Below are 5,481 nucleotides of genomic sequence, written 5' to 3'. Positions count from 1 at the left end.
ACCATGTCATCGACCATCGCTGTCACGAAACGTAGATCATGCCGCAGCTACCGCACCGTCCATCTGAGACACGCCCTTATCAGGGTATGGCTTCGATGTCGGGGCGATCGTGTGCGATTCCAGCAGTCGCCTCCCGTAGCGCGTTCTCTACGGCGATGACGGCTGGTGCGTCGGCGGCGGTGGCGCGGGTTGCGGTGAAGACCGTTCGTTGGAGGCGTTCTTCGCGGAGTGGGTGCGCTGCGACCTGGGGTAGTGCGGCGGTCAATAATGCGGGTAGGAGCGCGAGGGTCCTCTGGGATGCGACGAGGGCGCCGAGGACGAGTCCGTCGTCGCTGCGGTGCTGGATGCGGGGTTCGAAGCCGGCGAGCCGGTTGCAGACGTTGCGCAGGACCGCGTCGAGTCCGGTGCCGCGGTGGCCGGTGGCCCATGCCGCGTCTTCGCAGGCGGTCAGCGCGATGGGCGATGGCGTGGCCAGCGGGTGGGCCGGGTGCACGGCGAGGAGGACGTCTTCGCGCAGGAGATCACGCCGGTGGATGTCGCGTTGCCGGGCGACCGGAACCGGGTCGTACTCGATGCCAACGACGAGGTCGACGGCCCGCGAGCGTAGCTCCTCTAACGCGGGGGCGGTTTCTCGTTGGTGGACCTCGACCTGCAGGTTCGGGGCGGTGGAGGCGAGTTTGCCCAAGGTTGCGGGCAGCAGCGCGAGGGCAGGTGTCTGCACGATGGTCATGCGCAGGCACCCGCCAGGCGTATCGCCGACGGTGGCCAGTTCAGCGCGGACGGCTTCGTCGGCGGCGAGCGCGTCTGCCGCGTAGGCCGCCAGTCGCCGTCCGGCCGGTGTCAGCTCGACGTTGCGGCCGACACGGCGCAGCAGGTGGACTCCGGCTTCCCGTTCCAGCTGCGCGAGCTGGACGGACACGCTCGATGGGCTGTAGGACAGGGCGTCGGCGACCGCCGAGACGGTGCCGAGCCGGGCGAGTTGATCCAGTAGCCGTAGTCGTCGCAACTCCACCGTTCGGATTATCCCACGGTTTTACTTCGGAAACGTGCCCTGGACGCGAATTGTTTAGTGGGGGACCGTGGAGTTCATGGTCTTCGTCTCGCTGTTGCTTGCTCCGGTCGTGATTGCGACGGCCGCCCTGATCGAACGCCGGCTCGGGCCGGCAGCGGCCGGCTGGATCGCTGCCCTGCCGGTGGCGTTCGCCGTGGCGGTGGTGACGGTGGCCATCGATACGACCCCGCACATCGCCGGGTCGATGGCGTTGAGTGCTGCCACGCACGTACTCGCGCAGGTGGCTTTCGGCGTCGTCTTCGCCTGGGCGCTGCGGCAGCACGGTCTGTCGATCGGTATCGGGTGCGGCGTCTTCGCCTATCTCGCGTGTTCAGCGCTCATCTGGTACCTGCCGGACGTATTCGCGGTGGTGGCCGCGGTGGCCGCACTCGTGGCCGGTCCGCGGCTGATGCCCGCCGGGCAACCGCGCCGGCCGGCGCCTCGCCACTGGACGAGCATCGCGCTGACCTGTTCGAGCGCGGCGGTTGTCGTGGGTTGCGCGGTGCTGAGCCGCCGGCTCGCCGGTCCCGACATCGCCGGAGGCATCGCCGCTTTCCCGACGATGTGCACGACGCTCACCGTGGTCGCCGTGGCTCGCGACGGTGCTGCGGCCGGGGTGCACGCACTCGGCGGACTGGTCCGTAGCCTGCCCTGCTATTTCGCTTTCTGCCTCGTCGTCGCGCTCAGCACCCCGGTGGCGGGCATCGCCGCGGTCGGGCTCGGCCTGCTCGCCTGCCTCAGTGTGGCGACATTCACCTGGCGACGAGTCCCGAAAGCCACGACGAGCGGCAGGTCACGTCATAAGCCCAGCCTCCCAGCTCACGCCTCGCCCACTCTGGTGGCCGCCCAGCCGGTCGCGCTGCGACCCTGAACCGAAACGACCCAGCACGGTGGAGGACGACCATGAACGATAACAGCGAACCCGGCAGCGGCCCGGCGGCAGCTGAGTCCCGCTTAGCCACGTACGGAACCCTGGCGCCCGGACGTCCGAACCACCCCCACTCGACGGGCTGGCCGGCCGCTGGTTCGAGGGTCAGGTGCGCGGGAGACTCGTCGACGCCGGCTGGGGCGCCGACCTCGGCTTCCCGGCGCTCGTTCTCGATCCCAGCGGGGACCCCATCAGCGTTCACGTCTTCGAGTCGCCGGATCTTCCCGCTCACTGGTCACGACTGGACCGTTTCGAGGGGCCCGGCTACCAATGCGTCGAAGTAAACGTTCATGGCCCATCCGGCAACGTGGAGGCGTCGATCTACGTCCTCGGAACGTAGAAACCAGAAGCGACCGCTATCGCCCGGTGCACACATCAGTTGCTTTGAAGTCCCGTAGGGCGGCGTGGGCGGCGGCAAGCTGGATGCGACGGTGGGTGACCTGTTGGGTGAGGTCCTGATTGCGTCGGTGTGCCGCTTCCAGTCGGCGGGCAGCGGCGCGGTGGAACCGCTGCTGAAATCTACCTCAGCCAACGCGGCCTGGGCCGCATCCTCGGCGCCCGGGTGCTAGCCGCAAGTCAAGAACGAGTTGCACGAGGAGTATCCGCACCTGCTGCCGGCGTGGTACGCCTCCCGCGACGTGCGCACAAGGCGGCGGGCGGTTGAATGGCTGGTCGACAACTCGCTGGTCGACGACGAAACGGGCGAGCGTTTCGTGACCGAGCACCCGGATCCCGACCTTCCCTGAGCTGACGCCCCGCGCCGCGCGATTTAACGACGAACGCACGCACCAGCCGCCGACAGCGTGGGGGTCAGGCAGCGCTGCTGCCGGTGGGGCCAAGGTCGTGTGCGCCTAGACTTGGCGGCCGTAGGTGACGGCTTCTCGGACGAGCCGAGGCGCCTTCTCAGCAAGCTGTGGGTCAGGCCGTGCTCCCAGCGCATCGTTGATAGTGGAGAAGGCCAGACGGAACGCGATCCAGGTCGTCGCCTCGAAGATCTCCTGGTCGTTGAGGCCCGCGTCGCGTAAACGGTTTACGTGGGCCTCGGTTGTGGCATTCGGATCCTGGACGACTTGGCGGGACCAACCGGCGAGTGCGGCCTCCCGCTCGGGCAAGTCACTATCAACGCCTTGCAGCACGCTTGCGGCGGTCGCCTCGTCACTGAGTTCGGCCAGCCTAGATCCCCACGCCAGCGCACAGTAGGCGTCGCCGCGGGCGGCGGCGGTGGCGGCAACCATCACCGCTACTTCCCTCGGCGACAGGCCTGACCCGGCAAGGAGTTCAGCACGCAGAGCCTGGAAGGACGCCAGCACCTCAGGACGCCAGCACCAGACCCGAGTGAGGTTGTTGACGTAGCCGTCGGACGTGACATCGCCTTCGTAGGCGGCAGCCACTGCCGGGCTCTTCGGTGGGTCAGCGAGGAACGCAGCCGGGCGGATCATAGGGTGAGCGTGCTGCATCCAGCGACCATCCGAGGACCGATCAACGACAGTTCGGAGGTCGCCTTCTTGTCCCGCGAGTCGGGGGTCTCCTGCCAGCCAACGTCGCCGCCATCCGCGCGGCCGCATCGGCGAACACAGGTAGCCCCCGCGACCTGCTCGACCTGACAACCGCCTGGTCCTGGCCGGCGCCGTCGCCCCGACGCCCCTCCACCGGCTGATTCCCTTCCCCGGCCCAGCCGCTCCGGTCGCCCAGGGCTCGACAGTGGTGGCGGTGACCGGCACGCCCGACCACCCGCGGACAACGGTGAAAGCCGACGACCTGCTGGCCCGGCTCAGCGCCGGATGAGGCGACGAGCCGGCGTTTCACGAGCAGATGCCCCTCCAACATAGCCAGGGCTCCGGGCGGTGCCTTCTTAACGCACGGCGCTCAAGCCGGCGGTAGTCGGGGAAGGTCAGGCCGAAATGCCCCCGAAGCAACCCCTGCCAGGACCACGTGGCTGCCCGGCGAAACATCTATTGCGACCCGGCGCGTGCACTCTTGCCGGCGCATCGCGCTCAACGGCGACACGGCGTCATCGATGCACGCGACTACCTTGGCCGATCTTCACGGGAGGGCCCTCACCTCTCCACAAAGATGCCTGTCAATCAGGGCCATCGCCGGCCTACTGTCCGACCACCAACACACCGACCGCGGCAAACCCATCGCCGCCATCACCGCCATGTGACCTGCCCAGCCGCGGACACTCTCACCCCGCGGACAACCATGCACGAGGTCGTTAGTTTAGGGACCGTGCTGCAGTCACCATTCATCTGTGGATCGAGTGCGGAAACGGTTCGCGCCGAGGCAAGGCGTGGGCCGCCTCGCCTCGGCGCTCCTACCACAGATCAGGACACCGTCAGAGTGAAGGACGGCGATCCAGGAATGCTGCCATACGTCCTGAACACGCTCTTCTTCAGGTCGTTGATGTACCGGGTGCCGAGGTAGACCCGGGTGCCGTTCTTGGATCCGTAGACGTAAACCGGCTCGCTGCTGTACTTGCCGAAGTGAACCGAAACGCAGCTGCCCGGGGGCGCAACGTACGTGGTCAGGCCGCCGCGATACGGAAATTCGAGGTACGAGCTGTAGTTGCCCTTGCTGCACACCCCTGTCGCGCCAGTGGCCGCGAAGGCAGGACTCGCTGACGCGAGCGTCCCCACCGTGGCAGCAGCGGCGAGAAGGCCGACAATCTTTGCCCGTCGCCGATTCTGAACATTCTTGGCCATGCTGTTCCGCTCCTGTCTGGTTGCCAGTTGCCTGGCGTATGTGCGTACACCTCGTTCACGTGCACAGCAGGAGGATGGTTCACGGCTTCTCTGGTGCCAGCGAGACAGTTGGACGCCGATCAAAGTCATCAGTTGTTGCGGTGAGTGATGCCATGCGTGGACTACTGAGGCTCCCCAGACGCCATGACAACACTGGCGATTCGATCAGCTCTTGCCACACGTGCACCCGCGTTGATCCAACCGGCGCTCCGCTGTTACCCCGTCGAGATCCAGGCCCTCCCGCTCTGCCAGAGCGTGGAGAGCCGCGGCAAGGCTGCAGCCATCGGTACAGCCAAGTCGACCGACGCAGGCCGGGGGAGAGCCACACCGACCGACGAGCGGTGCAAGTCAGCGACGATGGCCGACGCGAGCCGACAGCCCGCGCGATCTTTGCAAGGGCAGGGATCCACGCACCCCGACAGCGGAATCAGCCACTTCGATCCCCCCATCAATCGTTGCCTCCGTCCGTGACAGGCCTCGCGTCGAGCGCCTACCGTGTCTGTTCGCCACGTCCGCTTGTTGTGAGGAGACCGTCATGCCCGCCACCGCCGCCACCAAGCCCATCTCAACTGGCATCGGACGGACCGGCGCCCTGGTCGCAGTCGCTGCCGGCCTCTACCCGGCGATGCATGATGTGTACTGGGCAATCCCGCAGCTGCACGGCGAGCGCAAGGAGGACGCCGGGCTGCCGGTGAGCTGGCGGCGATGGACTCCTGTGATTCAGCGCGCGCGGCGGTAGTGCATGGCCACCGCGCCGTTGC

General features: G+C 67.3%; 6 protein-coding genes. 3 read left to right on the top strand and 3 right to left on the bottom strand.

Annotation, left to right across the window (positions count from 1 at the left end; translation table 11 throughout):
- Window positions 1-79: 79 nt before the first annotated feature.
- Window positions 80-1,012 carry a LysR family transcriptional regulator gene (locus B0E53_RS32640; protein ID WP_107079481.1) on the bottom strand — a complete coding sequence of 311 codons (933 nt, stop codon included), beginning with the start codon at window positions 1,010-1,012 and terminating at the stop codon, window positions 80-82.
- A 67-nt stretch (window positions 1,013-1,079) separates the two neighbouring features.
- Here B0E53_RS32640 and B0E53_RS32635 point away from each other — a divergent pair, with 67 nt between their 5' ends.
- Both B0E53_RS32635 and B0E53_RS38100 read left to right on the top strand, forming a co-directional pair.
- Window positions 1,080-1,922 (top strand): hypothetical protein, encoded by an 843-nt coding sequence (locus B0E53_RS32635; RefSeq protein WP_107079480.1) that lies wholly within the window; start codon window positions 1,080-1,082, stop codon window positions 1,920-1,922.
- Window positions 1,923-2,566: 644 nt separating this feature from the next.
- Complete coding sequence (locus tag B0E53_RS38100; RefSeq protein WP_168215467.1) at window positions 2,567-2,725, top strand: hypothetical protein; 159 nt, start codon at window positions 2,567-2,569, stop codon at window positions 2,723-2,725.
- 105 nt (window positions 2,726-2,830) lie between these two features.
- Here B0E53_RS38100 and B0E53_RS32625 read toward each other — a convergent pair whose 3' ends face one another.
- On the bottom strand, window positions 2,831-3,370 hold the full coding sequence (locus B0E53_RS32625; RefSeq protein WP_246835711.1) for a carboxymuconolactone decarboxylase family protein: 540 nt from the start codon (window positions 3,368-3,370) through the stop codon (window positions 2,831-2,833).
- A gap of 933 nt (window positions 3,371-4,303) precedes the next feature.
- A complete protein-coding gene (locus tag B0E53_RS32620) occupies window positions 4,304-4,681 on the bottom strand; it encodes a hypothetical protein (protein ID WP_146167863.1) in 378 nt (125 codons plus the stop codon).
- Window positions 4,682-5,255: 574 nt separating this feature from the next.
- Here B0E53_RS32620 and B0E53_RS32615 point away from each other — a divergent pair.
- On the top strand, window positions 5,256-5,459 hold the full coding sequence (locus B0E53_RS32615) for a hypothetical protein (protein WP_107079477.1): 204 nt from the start codon (window positions 5,256-5,258) through the stop codon (window positions 5,457-5,459).
- Window positions 5,460-5,481 lie beyond the last annotated feature (22 nt).

The organism is Micromonospora sp. MH33, assembly GCF_003013775.1.
Lineage (GTDB): Bacteria > Actinomycetota > Actinomycetes > Mycobacteriales > Micromonosporaceae > Micromonospora > Micromonospora fulviviridis.
Note: the sequence above shows the minus strand (reverse complement) of the source record. Positions and strands in the feature narration are given on the sequence as shown.

Excerpts from the sequence above, each read along its gene's own strand:
- B0E53_RS32620 (WP_146167863.1), bottom strand. The coding sequence starts at position 4,681 with ATGGCCAAGAATGTTCAGAATCGGCGACGGGCAAAGATTGTCGGCCTT.
- B0E53_RS32615 (WP_107079477.1), top strand. The coding sequence starts at position 5,256 with ATGCCCGCCACCGCCGCCACCAAGCCCATCTCAACTGGCATCGGACGG.